Below are 14,545 nucleotides of genomic sequence, written 5' to 3' on the forward strand. Positions count from 1 at the left end.
GGGTGCGTGCATCGCAAGGCGGAGGAGGGAGCCACTGCGGTGGGGGCACCTCCCGGCCGAAGGCTGGGGGCCATTGGCGACCGACGACAACGCGGCGAGGTGCGTGCCCCGGCGTCGGCCCGCAGACGCGAGTTCGAAGACGGGCCCTAGAGGAGCGGGGTGAGCCAGCGGCGGAGGAGTTCGGTGTAGCGGTCGGGGGCGGTGTTCCAGAGGGTGGCGTGGTCGGCGCCGGGGAAGGGCTGGAGGCTCACCACGTCGCGGCGGGCGGCGGCCAGCTTCTCGGCGGCGCCGAAGGGCGCGATCCGGTCCTCGGGGCTGTGCAGGAGGAGGGTCGGCACCCGCAGGTCGGTGCCGTCGGCGATGCGGCCGAAGTCGGCGAGGTCGACCCCGGTGCGGCCCTCGGCGGCGAGGGCGCCGAGCTCGGCGGCGACGCCCTGGAAGCCGGCCCGGGCGGCGTCCCGGCGGGCGGAGGCGGGCAGGTCGAGCACGGGCGAGTCGAGGATCAGACCGCGGACGGCATGCGACCAGGCGGAGCGGGCCATGGTCTGCAGCACGATGGTCGCGCCGACGGACCAGCCGTACAGGATCACCTTGCCCGCGCCGCTGTCGAGCGCCAGTCGTACCGCCGCCTCGATGTCGCGCCACTCGGTCTCGCCGAAGTGGCTGAGCCCGTCCGGGGAGGCGGGGGCGCCCCGGTCGCCGCGGTAGGTGACGGCGAGGGCGGGCAGGCCGAGCCGGTCGAGGACGGGGAGCACCGGGAGGGTCTGCCGGCGGTCGTCGCCGGGGCCGTGCACCAGGATCACCCAGGTGCCGCGCTTGCCGTCGAGCCGCCAGGCGGGGAGGGCGCCGAGCTCGCCGTCGGCGGTGGTGTCGGCGAAGGCGAGGCCGAGCGCCTCGGTGGGGTCGCCGAGGTGGACCCGCGGGGTGAAGCGGACCTCCGTGCCGGGGACGAGGGTGCCCCGGTCGGCGCGGACCAGTCGGCGGGTGACGCCCTGTTCGTCGGCGTGCAGCACCTCCTCGACGACCGCGTGCCCGCCGTCCGCCCACTCCACCGCCCAGCGGCCGGGGCGCAGGCTCGCGGGGCCGCGGGTGAAGGTGACCCGGCCGGCGGCGAGGGCGCGGACCTGGACCGGCCCGGACTCCTGGACGGCGGTCACCGGACGGACCATCCGCTCGGAGGCCCGGCGGCCGACCACCAGCACGGCGGCCCCCACCGCGGCAGCCGCCACGACGGCGGCGGTTCCCCAACGCATCTCGCTCCCCGCTCTGTTGTTCACGGACGTTGTTCACGGACGTTCTTCACGGACCGGACGGTGTTCGAGCCCCAGTTCACCGGCGCTCCGCCCGACCGGCCACCGGGCTGGGCCGTCCGGGTCACCCGGCGGGCGCTCCCGGGGTGCTCAGGGCGGTACTCAGGGCGGTACTCAGGGGGTGCCGGTGGCGAGGGTCGGGGCGGGGCCGCGCCGGGCGATCCGACCGGGCGTCAGCGGCGTCCCCGTGTGACCAACCCCTCCGTGACCTCGGTTGACTCCCGGTTCGGGCCCGTGATGGGATCCTGGGGCCAAACGGAGGCATGGAGAGGAAGCCGGTGGAAGTCCGGCGCGGTCCCGCCACTGTCACCGGGGAGCACGCTCGGAACATCGCCACGGCGGGCCGTCGACGGCTGCTGGAAGGCTCCGGGGGTGCGTTCGACCCGGAAGCCAGGAGACTCTCGCCGCCGTCACGTCGATCCAGGGCGCGGACCCTGAGTGAGGACACGCACGCGATGCAGGCTGCCCCGCCCGGCCGGACTCCGAGCTGCCCTCTGTCGTGCGGCCGATGACCCCGCGCGCGCCTTCCCCCGCTCCGCGCCCGCTGACCCGAGCCTCGCGCCCGCTGGCCCGCGCCGCCGTGTTCGCGCTCGGCGCCGCCGCGGGCTACGCCGCCGACGCCCGCTTCGCCGACCCCCGCCGGGGCCACCCGGTGGCCGTCTTCGGCAGCGCCGCGACCCGGCTGGAGCGGCGGTTGTGGCGCGACGACCGTGCCGCCGGGGCCGGGTACACCGCGCTGTGCGTGGGCGCGGTCACGGCGGGCGCGCTCGCCCTGGACCGTACGGTGGGCCGACGCCCGCTGGGCCGGGCGGCGCTGGCGGCGGCCGCGACCTGGACGGTGCTCGGCGGCACCTCGCTGACCCGGGAGGCCCGCACCATCGGCCGCTCACTGGCCGCCGGCGACCTCGCCGCCGCCCGGGAGCGGCTGCCGCACCTGTGCGGGCGGGACCCGAGCGCGCTGGACGGGCAGCAGATCGCCCGGGCGGTGGTCGAGTCGGTGGCCGAGAACACCGCCGACGCCGTGGTGAACGCGCTGACCTGGGGCGCCCTGGCCGGCACCCCCGGCCTGCTGGCCTTCCGCGCCGTGAACACCCTGGACGCCATGGTCGGCCACCGCTCGCCCCGCTACGCCCGGTTCGGCTGGGCCTCGGCCCGGCTGGACGACGTGGCGGGCTGGCCGGGCGCCCGGCTGACGGCGCTGCTGACGGTGGCCGCCGCCCCCGAGCCCCGGACCGCCTGGCGGGTCTGGCGGCGCGACGGCTCCGCGCACCCGAGCCCGAACGCGGGCCAGGCCGAATCGGCGTTCGCCGGCGCGGTGGGCGTCCGACTGGGCGGCACACTGCGGTACGGGGAGCGGGTGGAGCACCGGCCCGTCCTGGGCGCGGAGCTGCGGCCGGTGACGGTGGACGACATCGAGCGGGCCTGCGCGCTCTCCCGGCGGGTGGGCGCACTGGCGCTGGGTACGACGGTCGCGGGGCACGTCCTGCTGCGGGCACTGCTGAAGAAGAGGGGACGGGCATGAGCAACGCACTGCTGGTCGCGGGGACGACCTCGGACGCGGGCAAGAGCGTGGTGACGGCCGGGATCTGCCGGTGGCTCGCCCGCCAGGGCGTACGGGTCGCGCCGTTCAAGGCGCAGAACATGTCGCTCAACTCCTTCGTCACCGCCGACGGCGCCGAGATCGGCCGCGCCCAGGCGATGCAGGCGCAGGCCGCCCGGGTGGAGCCGGAGGCGGCGATGAACCCGGTGCTGCTCAAGCCGGGCGCGGACGGCCGCAGCCAGGTGGTGCTGCTCGGCCGACCGGTGGCCGAGGTCGGCGCGCTGGACTACCGCGAGCGCAAGCCCGTCCTGCTGGAGCGCGCCCTGGAGTGCCTGGCCGACCTGCGCGGCCGCTACGACGTGGTGGTCTGCGAGGGCGCGGGATCGCCCGCCGAGATCAACCTGCGCGACCGCGACATCGCCAACATGGGCCTGGCCACGGCCGCCGCCCTGCCGGTGGTGGTGGTCGGGGACATCGACCGCGGCGGGGTCTTCGCGGCGATGTACGGGACGCTGGCGCTGCTGTCGGCGGAGGACCAGCGGCACGTGGCGGGCTGGTTCGTCAACAAGTTCCGCGGCGACGCGCGGCTGCTGGCGCCCGGGCTGGAGATGCTGCACGAGCTGACCGGCCGTCCGGTGCTGGGCACGCTGCCGATGCTGCCCGGGCTCTGGCTGGACGCCGAGGACTCGCTGGACCTGTCCACCGTGGCGGACCGGGCGGACGGGCCCGGGCCGCTCGGCGCGGACGTGCTGCGGGTGGCCGTGGTGCGCTTCCCCCGGCTGTCCAACTTCACCGACATGGACGCGCTCGCGCAGGAGCCGGGCGTGCTGGTCCGCTGGGCGACCAGGCCGGAGGAGCTGGCCGACGCCGACCTGGTGGTGCTGCCCGGTACCCGGGCCACCGTCGCGGACCTCGCCTGGCTGCGCGAGCGCGGCCTGGAGCCGGCCCTGAAGGCGCGGGTGGCGGCCGGACTGCCGGTCCTCGGGGTCTGCGGCGGCTACCAGATGCTGGCGCACTCCATCGTGGACGAGGTCGAGTCGAAGGCGGGCGCCGTCGACGGTCTCGGGCTGCTGCCGACGCGGGTGCGGTTCGGCGTCGAGAAGGTGCTGGCGCGGCCGGTCGGCGAGGCGTTCGGGCAGCGGGTCGAGGGCTACGAGATCCACCACGGGGTGGTGACCGTGGAGGGGGGCAGTCCCTTCCTGGACGGCTGCCGGGTCGGCCCGGTCTGGGGCACCACCTGGCACGGCGCGCTGGAGAACGACGGGTTCCGCCGCGAACTCCTGCGCGAGGTCGCCGAGTTGTCCGGCCGGGCGTTCGTCCCGGCGCCGGACACCTCCTTCGCCGCGGCGCGCGAGGCCCGGCTGGACCGGCTGGGCGACCTGATCGAGGAGCACGCGGACACCGACGCGCTGTGGAAGCTGATCGAGGGCGGGGTGCCGGCGGCCGGATCGCTGCCGTTCCTCCCGCCCGGGGCCCCTGGGAGTGACGCATGAGCCGGACACGGACGCAGGGCTGGGCAGGACCGCCGAACCGGGCGGGGCGGCAGGGCCGGGCACGATCACAGAGTCAGGCACGACAGGACTGGGGTACGGCATGAGTGACGTCCGCTATCCGTTCACCGCGATCGTCGGCATGGCCGACCTGCGGCTCGGACTGCTGCTGAACGCGGTCTCCCCGGCCGTGGGCGGCGTGCTGGTGCGCGGCGAGAAGGGCACCGCGAAGTCGACCATGGTGCGCGCGCTGGCCGGCCTGCTGCCGTCCATCGCCACCGTGGACGACTGCCGCTTCGCCTGCGACCCGGCCGCGCCCGACCCGCAGTGCCCGGACGGGCCGCACGACTCCCCGTCCTCCTCCGAACGGCCCTCCCAGCTGGTCGAGTTGCCGGTCGGCGTGGCCGAGGACCGGATCGTCGGCTCGCTCGACCTGGAGCGGGCGCTGGCCGAGGGCGTCAAGGCCTACGAGCCCGGACTGCTCGCCCGGGCGCACCGCGGCGTGCTCTACATCGACGAGGTGAACCTGCTCCAGGACCACGTGGTGGACCTGCTGCTGGACGCCGCCGCGATGGGCCGCTCGTACGTCGAGCGCGAGGGCGTGTCGGTGCGGCACGCGGCCCGGTTCCTGCTGGTCGGCACCATGAACCCGGAGGAGGGCGAGCTGCGGCCGCAGCTGCTCGACCGGTTCGGCCTGACCGTCGAGATCGCCGCCACCCGGGACCCGGCCGAGCGCGCCGAGGTGGTCCGCCGCCGGCTCGGGTACGACGCGGACCCGGCCGGCTTCGCCGCGCGGTTCGCCGAGGAGGAGCGGGCGCTCGCCGAACGCATCACCGCGGCACGGGAGTTGCTGCCCAAGGTCGAGCTGACCGATGTGGCGCTGCGTCAGATCACCGCCGTGTGCGCCGCGTTCGAGGTGGACGGGCTGCGCGCGGACATCGTGATGGCCCGCACCGCCGTCGCGCTGGCCGCCTGGGACGGGCGCACCGAGGTGCTGGAGGAGGACGTCCGCAAGGCCGCCCAGCTGGCACTGCCGCACCGCCGTCGCCGCAACCCCTTCGACGCGCCCGGGCTGGACGAGGAGCAGCTGGACCGGACGCTGGAGGAGCACGCCCAGCAGGAGGAGCCGGAGCCCGAGGACGACGGGCCCGGCCCGGACGGCGACGGTGGCGGCAGCGACGACGGCGACGGGCCGGAGGGCGGCCCGGACGGGGGCGGCCCCGACGGCGGCGGCGCGCCCGAGCCGTCCGACGGCGGCCCCGAGGCGCCCGAGGCGCCCTCCCCCGAGGACCCCGCCTCCGATGGCCCCGAGGCACCCGCACAGCCGCCCGTACCGGCCCAACACCCGGCCCCCGCGCGGGAGTCGGCGCCGGTCGCGGCCGGCGACCCGTACCGGACGCGACTGTTCACCGTGAAGGGCACCGGGCGCGGCGCCCAGGGCCGCCGCTCCCCCGCCGAGACCACCGGCGGGCACACCATCCGCGCCCGCCGCCCGCAGGGCGCGCTCGCCCGGCTGCACCTGACCGCGACCCTCCAGGCCGCCGCGCCGCACCAGGCCGCGCGCGGGCGCAGCGGGCGGGCACTGGTGGTGCACAAGGACGACTTCCGCGAACAGGTGCGCCAGGGACGGGAGTCCAACCTGGTGCTGTTCGTGGTGGACGCCTCCGGCTCGATGGCCGCCCGGCAGCGGATGACCGCCGTCAAGGGTGCGGTGCTGTCGCTGCTGATGGACGCCTACCAGCGCCGCGACAAGATCGGCATGATCACCTTCCGGGGCTCGGGCGCCGAGCTGGCACTGCCGCCCACCTCCTCGGTGGAGGTCGGCGCGGCCCGGCTGGAGTCGCTGCCCACCGGCGGGCGGACCCCGCTGGCCGCCGGCCTGCTGCGCGCCCACGAGGTGCTGCGGGTGGAGCGGCTGCGCGACCCGAGCCGGCGCCCGCTGCTGGTCGTGGTGACCGACGGCCGGGCCACCGGCGGGCGGGACGCGCTCGCCCAGTCGCGCCGCGCGGCCGCGCTGTTCGCGGCGCAGGGCACGGCCAGCGTGGTGCTGGACTGCGAGTCCGGCCCGGTCCGCCTGGGCCTGGCCCGCACCCTGGCCGGGCTGCTCGGCGGGACCGCCGTCAGCCTGGACGAGCTGCGCGCCGAGGGCGTGGCCTCGCTCGTCCGCGAGAACCGCGCCGCGGACCGCTCCGCGAACCGTTCGACCACTTCGATGCGAAAGGCGGCCTGAGCCGACATGCCCAAGGGAGTCCCCGAGAGCGTCCCCGACGACGGCCTGACGACCCGTCAGCGCCGCACGCTGCCGATCACCGCCGTGCACACCGGCCCCGGCAAGGGCAAGTCCACGGCCGCGTTCGGCATGGCGCTGCGGGCCTGGAACCAGGGCTGGCCGGTCGGGGTGTTCCAGTTCGTGAAGTCCGCCAAGTGGAAGGTCGGCGAGGAGAACGCGCTGCGCGTGCTCGGCGCCTCCGGCGAGGGCGGCACCGTCGACTGGCACAAGATGGGCTCCGGCTGGTCCTGGATCCAGCGCTCCGCCGAGCAGGAGATGTCCAGCGAGGAGGCGGCCAAGGAGGGCTGGGAGCAGGTCAAGCGCGACCTCGCGGCCGAGACCTACCGCTTCTACGTGCTCGACGAGTTCACCTACCCGATGCACTGGGGGTGGGTCGACCCGGACGAGGTGGTCGCCGTGCTCAAGGACCGCCCGGGCAGCCAGCACGTCGTCATCACCGGCCGGTACGCGCCCGAGGCGCTGACCGGCTTCGCCGACCTGGTCACCGAGATGACCAAGGTCAAGCACCCCATGGACGCCGGCCGCAAGGGCCAGCGCGGTATCGAGTGGTAGACCGTTGAGCAACATCCCCCGCCTCGTCGTCGCCGCGCCCTCCTCGGGCGCCGGCAAGACCACCGTCGCCACCGGCCTGATCGCGGCGCTCGCCGCGCGCGGGCTGGCGGTGTCGCCGCACAAGGTCGGCCCCGACTACATCGACCCGGGCTACCACGCGCTCGCCGCCGGGCGCCCGGGCCGCAACCTGGACGCCTTCATGTGCGGGCCGGAGCGGATCGCGCCGCTGTTCCTGCACGGCGCGGCGGGGGCGGACGTCGCCGTCGTCGAGGGGGTCATGGGCCTGTTCGACGGGGCCTCCGGGCGCGGCGAACTGGCCTCCACGGCGCACGTCGCCAAGCTGCTGCGGGCGCCGGTGGTACTGGTCGTGGACGGCTCCTCGCAGTCCCGCTCGGTGGCCGCGCTGGTGCACGGCTTCGCCTCCTGGGACCCGCAGGTGCGGCTCGCCGGGGTGATCCTCAACCGGGTCGCCTCCGACCGGCACGAGCACCTGCTGCGCGAGGCCCTGGAGGAGGGCTCCGGCGTGCCGGTGCTGGGCGCGCTGCGCCGCTCGACGGCGGTCGCCACACCCTCCCGCCACCTCGGGCTGATCCCGGCGGTGGAACGCTCGGCGGAGGCCCTCCGGGCGGTCGCCGACATGGGTGAACTGGTCACCTCCTCGGTCGACTTGGAAGCCCTGCTCGAACTCGCCCGGACGGCACCGGAGTTGGACGCCGAACCCTGGGACCCGTCGGCCGAGGTCACCCCGGTGGCCGGCCGGCCCCGGATCGCGGTGGCGGGCGGCGCGGCCTTCTCCTTCTCGTACGCCGAGAACGCCGAACTGCTCGGCGCGGCGGGCGCGGAGGTGGTCCCGTTCGACCCGCTGCACGCCTCCTCCCTGCCCGCCGGAACGGCCGGCCTGGTCATCGGCGGCGGCTTCCCCGAGCTGTACGTCCGCGAGCTGAGCGGCAACGCCCCGCTGCGCGCCGCCATCGCCGCGTTCGCCGCCGCGGGCGGGCCGGTCGCCGCCGAGTGCGCCGGACTGCTCTACCTGGGACGGGAGTTGGACGGCCTGCCGATGTGCGGCGTTCTGCCCACCGACGCCCGGATGACCGAACGCCTCACCCTCGGCTACCGGGAGGCGGTCGCCCTGCACGACTCCCCGCTGGCCCCGGCCGGCACCAGGCTGCGCGGCCACGAGTTCCACCGCACGGTCTGCGAGCCCGGCGCGGGCGAACTCCCCGCCTGGGGCTGGCGCCTGCCGACCGGCCCCCGCACCGAGGGCTTCGCGAGCGGCAACGTGCACGCTTCCTACCTGCACCTGCACTGGGCGGGCGCACCGGCGGTGGCCGCCTCCTTCACCGCCGCGGCGGCGGCCTTCGCGGCGGGGGCGGCGTAGTCCGGGGCTTCGGCGGTGGGGGGCGGCGTTGATGGGGGCGGCGTTGATGGGGGGCGGTCGGGGCCGTGCGATCCACGGCCGCGCCCCTGTGGCACCTCCGGGATAACGCCGCGACGACGCGGGGTGTGCGGCCGTAGGCTCCGCGCATGCATGTGATCGTTCTCAACGGCGGGTCCAGCTCCGGCAAGTCGAGCATCGCCCTGCGCCTGCAGGAGCTGCTGCCGGACCCCTGGCTGCACCTCGGCGCGGACACCATGGTCGAGGCGCTGCCGCCGTCGCTGCGCACCGGCGGCGAGGGCATCGGCGGGCTGGAGGACGGGGACGGGACGGTCGAGGTCGGCCCGGTCTTCGCCACCCTGGACGCCGCCTGGACGCTCGGGGTCGCGGCGATGGCCCGGGCCGGGGCCCGGATCGTGGTGGACGAGGTGTTCCTCGGCGGCGCCGCTTCGCAGGCCCGGTGGCGGTCGGCGCTGGAGGGCCTGGACGTGCTCTGGGTCGGGGTGCGCTGCGATCCGGCGGTGGCCGCGAAGCGGGAGGCCGCCCGCGGCGACCGGGCGGCCGGGATGGCCGCCGCGCAGGCCTCGCTGGTGCACGAGGGCGTCACGTACGACCTGGTCGTCGACACCTCGCGGGCCTCGGTGGACGACTGCGCCCGGCTCGTCGCCGGGCGGGCAACCTCCGACGGCTGAGGCCGCACTCTCCCTTCCGGAGCCACCGGCGCCGGGCCCGTCGCCGCCGCTACAGCGCGAGGGTCTGCCAGCCCCGGGTGATCTGGTCGTGGACGGCCGCCGGGTCCGGCGCCGTTGGCTGGGCCGCCGCCAGCGCCGCCAGCAGGGCCGTGCCGTCCGCCGGGCGCTGTTCGGGGGCCATGGCCAGCGCGCGGGTGACGACGGCGGCGAGCGCCGGATCGAGGGCCTGGACCGCCGCCAGCGCCGCGGGTTCGGGCCCGGTCTCCACGATCCGGCGGATCACCGCTCCCGTGTTGGTCGCCGCGAACGGGCCGGCGCCGTGCGCCGCGCACACCACGCAGCACGCCCAGGCCCACACGTCGGCCGCCGTACCGACCCGCTCCTCGCCGAACTGCTCCGGCGCCATGTACGTCAGGGTGCCCGGCCCGCCGCCGGTGGCGGTCAGCCGGGTGCCGTCCACGATCGCCGCGATGCCGAAGTCCAGCAGGCGCGGACCGGCCGTGGTCAGCATGATGTTGGCGGGCTTGAGGTCCCGGTGGACGAGCCCCAGCCGGTGCACCCCGGACAGCGCCACGGCCAGCGCCAGCGCGAGGGCGCGCAGCGCCTCGGCGGAGCGGATCGGCCCCTGCTCGCGCAGGTGGGCGTCCAGCGGGCGGCCGTCCAGCAACTCCATGGCCAGGTACGGGCGTCCGGAGTCCACACCGGTGTCGAGCACCCGGGCGGTGTAGGCGCCGGGGACCATCGCCAGCACCTCGGACTCGCGCTGGAAGCGGCACAACAGGTCGGCGTCGTCGAGGAGTTCGAGGTTGATGGTCTTGAGCGCGACCTGGGTGGCGGAGCCCTGGCGCTGGGCGAGGTAGACCGTGCCCATGCCGCCGGAGCCGATCCGGCCGAGGAGCTGGTAGCCGCCGATCGTGCGGGGCTCGTGAGCGCCGAGGGGGCTGCCGACGGGCGGCCTCGGCAGCACCGGCGGGGCGGCCGGCACCGGAGGGGCGGGCTGCGCGAACTGCGTGGGGACGTACGGGGCCTGGGGCGGGGCGTACGGCGTCTGCGGCGGGACGTACGGCGCCCGCGCCGGCGCGGTGGGCACGTACGGGTTCGGCGACGCCGGGAACGCCTGGACCGCTTGGGCGGCCTGGGCGGCCTGGGCCACTCGGGCCTCTTCGGCGCGCACCGCCTCCGCGCCGACCGGCCTGGCCCGGCGGCTCGCCGCCATCGCGACGGCCTGGAACACCAGCGCGGCGACGATCAGCCCGACCGGCAGGAGGAACACGGCGAGCACCGCGCGGAGGGCGAGCAGGCCGGCGACCTGGGCCCGGGTCCGGCCGGCCCGCCACAGCCGAGGCGGCATGCCGACGGTCCACAGGTTGCGCTGGGTCAGGCACCAGAGCAGCAGCCAGAGCAGCAGGCAGACGACGAAGGAGGTGATGTACCAGGTCCGCGCCGAGTGGAGGGGCAGGTGCGAGACGATCGTGAGGTACCGCGCGTTGTAGACGTCGAACGACCGCCCCAGCCCCTCGAAGAGGACGCTGCTCCAGGCGCGCAGGACGGCCAGCACTCCCACGGCGGTCAGCAGACCCACCGTCAGTTCGCCGATCGTCGCGCCGGTGCCGCCCCGCGCACCTCCCGCCGGGTCCGCGCCGGCGGCCGCCAACGCCCGGCGGCGCGTTGCCGCTTGGGCACGGACCAGCACCGGCAGCGTCGCCAGCCGCACCAGCAGCGCCACCCCGACCACCACCAGTACCGCGACGTCGAGCGTGTTCAGCATTTCTTCCCCCTGCCTGATCGGGCAGAGGGAGTATAGGCGGGCACCCCCGGGCCCCGGCCCGACCGGGTCCCACCGGTCCTACCGGCTCCTACCGGTCGAGCAGCACGGCGAGGTAGCGGTCGATCTCCTCGCGCAGGTCCTCCGGCATCGGCACGTGCCAGTGCCCGCTGCCGGCCGTGGCGTTGAACAGCACGCCGTCGCACCAGCGGATCAACCGGCGGGCGTCCCCCGTGGGGTCGCCCGAGCCGGAGGCGGCGAGCAGCTCGGCGGCGCGCTGGGCGAAGCGCGCGCCCAGGCGGTCGTAGAGGGTGCGCAGTTCGGGCCTGCGGGTGGCCTCCAGGGCGAGTTCCAGGCGGGCCAGGGTGAGCCGGCGGCCCTCCGTGAGCGCCCGGAAGAGCACCTCGGCGCCGACCTCGGCCAGCAGTTCGCGCGGCGGGACGGCGGCCCGCGGCAGTTCGCCCTCGGCGAGGACCGGGAAGTCGGCGGTCTCCCGCTCGACGATCCGGGTGAGCACGAGCTCCAGCAGGGCGGCCCTGGTCCGGGCGAGGTTGGAGGTCGAGCCGGCGGGCAGGCCGGACGCGTCGTCCACGGCGCGGTGGGTGAGCCCGCGCAGGCCGGCGTCGGCGATCAGGTCGATGGCGGCGTCGGCGATCAGGGTCGGGCGCGGGGGTGTCATGGGTCCGATCATGGCCTTTCCAGTCGGGCTCCCCCAACTCACTACAGCCGTAGTTTACGGCTCACTACACATGTAGTAGCGTGCCGGACATCGGACACTACACCTGTAGTGGCCGGGTTGCGCGAGAAGAGGAGCCCCCTCATGGGCCTGCACCAGGCGATCGTCATCGGCGGCGGCATCGGCGGCCTCACCGCCGCCCTCGCCCTCCACCGGCAGGGCATCCCCGTACGCGTCCACGAGCGCGCCGAATCCCTCGAACCCGTCGGCGCCGGGCTCGCCCTCGCCCCCAACGCCCTGCGCTCCCTCGACCGGCTCGGCGTCGGCGCGCGCCTGCGCGCCCTCGCCGCCCCGCACCCCGCCGTCGGCCTGCGCCACCCCTCCGGCCGCTGGCTCGCCCGCCTCGACACCACGGCCTTCGAGGCCTGCTTCGGCGACACCATCGCCGCCGTCGCCCGCGCCGACGTCATCGCCGCCCTGGTCGACGCACTCCCGGAGGACACCGTCCGCACCGGCTCGCCCGCCACCCTCGTCACCCCCGGCAGCGCCACCGAACCCGCCGTCCTGCGCACCGCCGACGGGGAGGAGACCGCCGACCTCGTCGTCGCCGCCGACGGCATCCGCTCCGCGACCCGGGCCCTGCTCTTCCCCCGCCACCCCGGCCCCCGCTACAGCGGCTTCACCACCTGGCGCGCCGTCGTCACCCCCGACCGCCGCCCGGCCGCCGTCGGCGAGGTGTGGGGCCGCGGCCGGCTCGCCGGAGTCGTCCCGCTCGCCGACGGCCGGGTCTACGTCTACGGCGCCGCCCTCGCCCCGGCCGGCGAGCGGGCCGCCGACGGGGACGAACGGGCCGAACTCCTGCGCCGGTTCGGCGACTGGTGCGCCCCCGTACCGCAGCTGTTCGCCCTGGCCGAGCCCGAACGCGTCCTGCGCCACGACGTCTGGGACCTCGCCGACCCGCTGCCCGCCCACCACCACGGCCGGGTCGCCCTCCTCGGCGACGCCGCCCACGCGATGTGCCCCTTCCAGGGCCAGGGCGCCTGCCAGGCCATCGAGGACGCCGTCGTCCTCGCCTCCCTGCTCACCCCCGCCGCCGACCCGGCCGCCACCCTGCCCGCCTACACCGCCGCCCGGCTCCCCCGCACCACCGCCGTCGTCGCCGCCTCCCGCCGCATCGGCAACCTCGTCGCCCTCCGCTCCCCCGCCGCCACCCTCCTGCGCGACACCGCCCTCACCCTCACCGGCCTCCTCCCCGCCCGCACCCTGCTGAACCGCTCGGCCGCGACCTTCGACTGGCAGCCGCCGACCCTGGGCCGAGCGGAGTGAGGCGGACCGGGGCGAGGGGACCCGCAGCCGCCGGAGCCAAGGCCGGCTACGTGTCGGTGTCCTTGGGGTGCCGGGGCGAGGCGTAGACGAAGTGGACGGTGCGGGCCGCCTCGTCCACCAGGTACCGCACCCGGCCGCCCGCCGTCACCTCGTACTCCCATTGCGGCAGCTCGACCCCGCCGAAGACCCGGGTCGCCAGGCGCCCCCGGAGCCGGTGCTGCCGATCGGGGTCCCGCGCCGAGACGGCGGGACGTCGTCGCCGCGCTTGGGGCTCACGACTCGACCACCTCGCCGTGGTCGTCGCCGGGGAGGGGGCCGGTGAGCTCGGCCGCCAGTTCCGGATCCGCGAGGACCCTGGCGGTGGCGCGCCACTCGGCTGTCACCCGGTGCAGGCCGGCGTGCACGTCCAGCTCGACGACGTCACGCGTCACGTCGACGAGGTCGACGACGAACTCCCGGATCTCCTCGGCCGACAGGTGCCTGACCCAGGGGAAGACCGCGGGAAGGGCCGACAGCACGGCCCGCGCACCCTCATCGCTGCCGATCAGCGCGGCGAGCAGGCGCGCGGTGACGTCCGCGGTCTGCTCGCGCTGGCGGTCGTGGCGCTCAGTGGTGAGGTAGAGGTCCTCGCCGTCCCGCCGCGTGACGTGCACGCGCTGGGCCCGCTCCACGGCGTCCGCGACACGCTTGGAGTTCTTCGACAGCTCGGAGAAGGACACGGTGAGGGTCGACATGATCCGACGGTAGTTCGGAATACGTTCCGAAGTCAATCATGATGACGTCGTCTGGCGGCCCGTGTCGGTGGCGGTTGCGATGATGCGCGCCATGGATGACTCCGGCCGTCGGGCCGTTGCCGAGTACTGGGACGCGACCGCCGCGGCCTTCGACGAGGAGCCCGACCACGGGTTGCGGGCGGAGCCGGTGCGGGCGGCGTGGCTTCGGCGGGTGCGGGGGTGGGTGCCGGGCGGGGCGGCGGACGTGCTGGACGTCGGGTGCGGCACCGGGTCGCTGTCGCTGCTGCTCGCGGCGGACGGGCACCGGGTGACGGGCGTGGACCTGGCGCCGCGGATGGTCGGGCGGGCCAGGGCGAAGCTGGTCGCGGCGGGCCTGACGGCGCGGTTCCTGGTGGGTGACGCGGGCGCGCCGCCGCTCGGGGACGAGAGCTTCGACGTCCTGCTGTCACGGCACCTGGTCTGGACGCTCCCCGAGCCCGAGCGGGCGCTGCGCGCCTGGGTGCGGCTGCTGCGGCCGGGCGGCCGGCTGGTCCTGGTCGAGGGCCGGTGGCGGGAGACCGGGCAGGCCACCGTCTCGCCGTACCCGGCCGGGGCAGGGCCGCTGCCGTGGGGCGGCGGGGTCGGGGCGGAGGAACTCGCGGCGGCCGTACGGCCGTTGGTCTCCGAGCTGCGGGTCGAGCCGCTCGGCGGGGAGGCCGAGCTGTGGGGCGGGCCAGTGGACGACGAGCGGTACGCGCTGGTCGCACGCCGTTGAGCGGCCCGGTCGGGCGGCCCGATCGGACCTCCCGACCAGAC

At 76.2% G+C, this 14,545-nt stretch carries 12 protein-coding genes and 1 riboswitch; of the genes, 8 read left to right on the forward strand and 4 right to left on the reverse strand.

Features of this window, described 5'->3' with window-relative positions:
- Positions 1-146 precede the first annotated feature (146 nt).
- Positions 147-1,253: an alpha/beta hydrolase family protein gene (locus tag AMK13_RS07685; protein ID WP_074001624.1), complete on the reverse strand. Its 1,107-nt coding sequence runs from the start codon at positions 1,251-1,253 to the stop codon at positions 147-149.
- Positions 1,254-1,578: 325 nt separating this feature from the next.
- Positions 1,579-1,711, forward strand: a riboswitch (cobalamin riboswitch).
- A gap of 107 nt (positions 1,712-1,818) precedes the next feature.
- Here AMK13_RS07685 and AMK13_RS07690 point away from each other — a divergent pair.
- From AMK13_RS07690 to cpt, 6 genes are all read left to right on the forward strand, one after another.
- The gene (locus AMK13_RS07690) at positions 1,819-2,832 is read left to right on the forward strand and encodes a cobalamin biosynthesis protein (protein WP_079271937.1); all 1,014 of its coding nucleotides are present in this window, start codon (positions 1,819-1,821) and stop codon (positions 2,830-2,832) included.
- Positions 2,829-4,343, forward strand: a complete 1,515-nt coding sequence (locus AMK13_RS07695) for a cobyric acid synthase (RefSeq protein ID WP_074001625.1) — start codon at positions 2,829-2,831, stop codon at positions 4,341-4,343. The genes AMK13_RS07690 and AMK13_RS07695 overlap by 4 nt, the downstream gene beginning before the upstream one ends.
- Before the next feature lie 100 nt (positions 4,344-4,443).
- Entirely contained in the window at positions 4,444-6,570 is a 2,127-nt protein-coding gene (locus AMK13_RS07700) for a putative cobaltochelatase (protein WP_074001626.1), read from the forward strand.
- 6 nt (positions 6,571-6,576) lie between these two features.
- Positions 6,577-7,182, forward strand: a complete 606-nt coding sequence (gene cobO, locus AMK13_RS07705) for a cob(I)yrinic acid a,c-diamide adenosyltransferase (protein ID WP_049655361.1) — start codon at positions 6,577-6,579, stop codon at positions 7,180-7,182.
- 4 nt (positions 7,183-7,186) lie between these two features.
- Positions 7,187-8,560 (forward strand): cobyrinate a,c-diamide synthase, encoded by a 1,374-nt coding sequence (locus AMK13_RS07710; RefSeq protein ID WP_074001627.1) that lies wholly within the window; start codon positions 7,187-7,189, stop codon positions 8,558-8,560.
- A gap of 152 nt (positions 8,561-8,712) precedes the next feature.
- Entirely contained in the window at positions 8,713-9,249 is a 537-nt protein-coding gene (gene cpt, locus AMK13_RS07715; RefSeq protein ID WP_074001628.1) for a chloramphenicol phosphotransferase CPT, read from the forward strand.
- Positions 9,250-9,298: 49 nt separating this feature from the next.
- On the opposite strand, the gene AMK13_RS45795 is transcribed toward cpt, so the two are convergent.
- Positions 9,299-11,017, reverse strand: a complete 1,719-nt coding sequence (locus AMK13_RS45795) for a serine/threonine-protein kinase (protein WP_074001629.1) — start codon at positions 11,015-11,017, stop codon at positions 9,299-9,301.
- 88 nt (positions 11,018-11,105) lie between these two features.
- Positions 11,106-11,693 (reverse strand): TetR/AcrR family transcriptional regulator, encoded by a 588-nt coding sequence (locus AMK13_RS07725; RefSeq protein ID WP_049655369.1) that lies wholly within the window; start codon positions 11,691-11,693, stop codon positions 11,106-11,108.
- Between the two features lie 141 nt (positions 11,694-11,834).
- Between AMK13_RS07725 and AMK13_RS07730 the strand changes: the two genes are divergently transcribed.
- Positions 11,835-13,016 carry an FAD-dependent monooxygenase gene (locus AMK13_RS07730; protein ID WP_074001630.1) on the forward strand — a complete coding sequence of 394 codons (1,182 nt, stop codon included), beginning with the start codon at positions 11,835-11,837 and terminating at the stop codon, positions 13,014-13,016.
- A gap of 272 nt (positions 13,017-13,288) precedes the next feature.
- Here AMK13_RS07730 and AMK13_RS07740 read toward each other — a convergent pair whose 3' ends face one another.
- A complete protein-coding gene (locus AMK13_RS07740; RefSeq protein WP_074001631.1) occupies positions 13,289-13,750 on the reverse strand; it encodes a prevent-host-death family protein in 462 nt (153 codons plus the stop codon).
- Positions 13,751-13,832: 82 nt separating this feature from the next.
- On the opposite strand from AMK13_RS07740, the gene AMK13_RS07745 reads away from it, so the two are divergent.
- On the forward strand, positions 13,833-14,504 hold the full coding sequence (locus AMK13_RS07745) for a class I SAM-dependent methyltransferase (protein WP_380717377.1): 672 nt from the start codon (positions 13,833-13,835) through the stop codon (positions 14,502-14,504).
- The last annotated feature ends 41 nt before the right edge of the window (positions 14,505-14,545 follow it).

This window comes from Streptomyces sp. CB02056 (assembly GCF_001905545.1).
GTDB lineage: Bacteria > Actinomycetota > Actinomycetes > Streptomycetales > Streptomycetaceae > Kitasatospora.